The 1,511-nt window shown below is 53.1% G+C and carries 1 protein-coding gene; it reads right to left on the bottom strand.

The annotated features are described in order from the left end of the window. Nucleotides 1-302: 302 nt before the first annotated feature. A complete protein-coding gene (locus tag ACOCD2_RS19525; protein WP_293675122.1) occupies nucleotides 303-1,421 on the bottom strand; it encodes a diguanylate cyclase in 1,119 nt (372 codons plus the stop codon). Between the last annotated feature and the right edge of the window lie 90 nt (nucleotides 1,422-1,511).

Here is a 1,511-nt window from a genome sequence, read left to right as displayed (position 1 = left end):
CTACCAGCCTTCGCTTCGCTCTCCATGGCTGGCAGCGGCGGTGAAGGTGTGACGGTAGACCAAAGAACGCTGCAGATAGCGAATTATGGCGACAGTTTATGTGAAAATCACCGTCATTTTGCATGAAGGTTCGAGAAGACCAGGGAGACGCGCGTGACAGGTGCTTTACAGGTCGAAAAAATGCAATTCATGGATAAGCAGGCTGAATATGCCAGTATAAAAGCGTTCCGGCATGAAAACGGGTTTCCCGAATTTTAATGAGGATCGCTGCTGTTCGAGCAGGATCATTGACGCTGTTTTTGTCAGGTGGCCATTTGTGCTTCCGTGTTGGCGGTATCACCCGCCTCTCCGAAAAAGACGCGGTTTCGTCCTTCTTCCTTGGCACGGTAAAGATAGCTGTCGGCGTATCTGATCAGTTCTTCCATGCCGATATCCCGGGCGTGAACATGGGCTACGCCCAAACTTGCTGTCAGGGGCAGGTCTGTGAGGCCTGTTTCCATGCGGATGAGGGACTGGCGCAGGCGCTCTGCAATATGCGTGGCTTTGGAGAGGCCTGTTTCGGGTAGAAACAGGATGAACTCTTCCCCTCCCCATCGGGCCAGAACATCTCCTGCCCTGGCGCTGGAATTCAGCATAGAGGCAGTCTGCTGAAGTACCTGGTCTCCGCTGGCATGGCCATGGCGGTCGTTTACGCGCTTGAACTGGTCCAGGTCCATGAGAATGACAGACATATGATGCTGATTCCGCAATCCGGTATGCCAAAGCGGGCTGACCAGTTGCTGAAAGCCCCGGCGATTCCATATGCCGGTCAAATGATCGATGTTGGCCAGCTTTTCTGCCAGGAACTTCTCGTTCTGCAGGATGCGGAACTGGTCGGCAAGGGCAAATGCCAGCAGAACAGCATCCACAAGCATGGCAATTTCTATGATGTGAATGCCGAAATCCCCCCAGTCCAGCGCTGTCAGTACAATGATTGCCGACAGGACAATGGCGCTGGTGTGGGTAATGGACGCAGCAAGGAAGTATTTTGCCGAGGGTATGCCTGCGCGCCAGGACAATACTCCCAGAACCATCATGCCCAGGGAAAACAGGATAAGAAATGCCATGGCTACTTTCATCGCCAGCCCCTGTGCGCCGAGAATGAACGACAGGACTGTCAGCAGACTGACAAGCAGGCCTGCAGCAACGATGGCTTTGTACAGGCGTGGAAAACGTTGCCGCGTATCCAGAAAGCTGGTTGCAAAAGCCAGGCCGAAGAGGCAGAAGACAATAACCAGTACGGGGTTGGCCCAGTGTTGCACTTCGGGATGATCCGGCCAGAGATACTGGTAGGCATGCCCGGTATACGCCAGGTTGGCGAACAGGAAACTGAGAAGATAGGCTGAATAGAAGTAACTACTCACCCCTAAGACTGAGTACAAGCCTGCCTCGATGGATCTACAATCGCTTTTTCATGTCTGTAGAGGCTTGACATCATAGTACGCCGAGTCTATGCTATTGACCCAACACAT

Origin of the sequence: Thiolapillus sp. (assembly GCF_048562965.1) — a bacterium.
Lineage (GTDB): Bacteria > Pseudomonadota > Gammaproteobacteria > Chromatiales > Chromatiaceae > Thiolapillus > Thiolapillus brandeum_A.
This window is presented reverse-complemented; position numbering and strand designations above follow the sequence as displayed.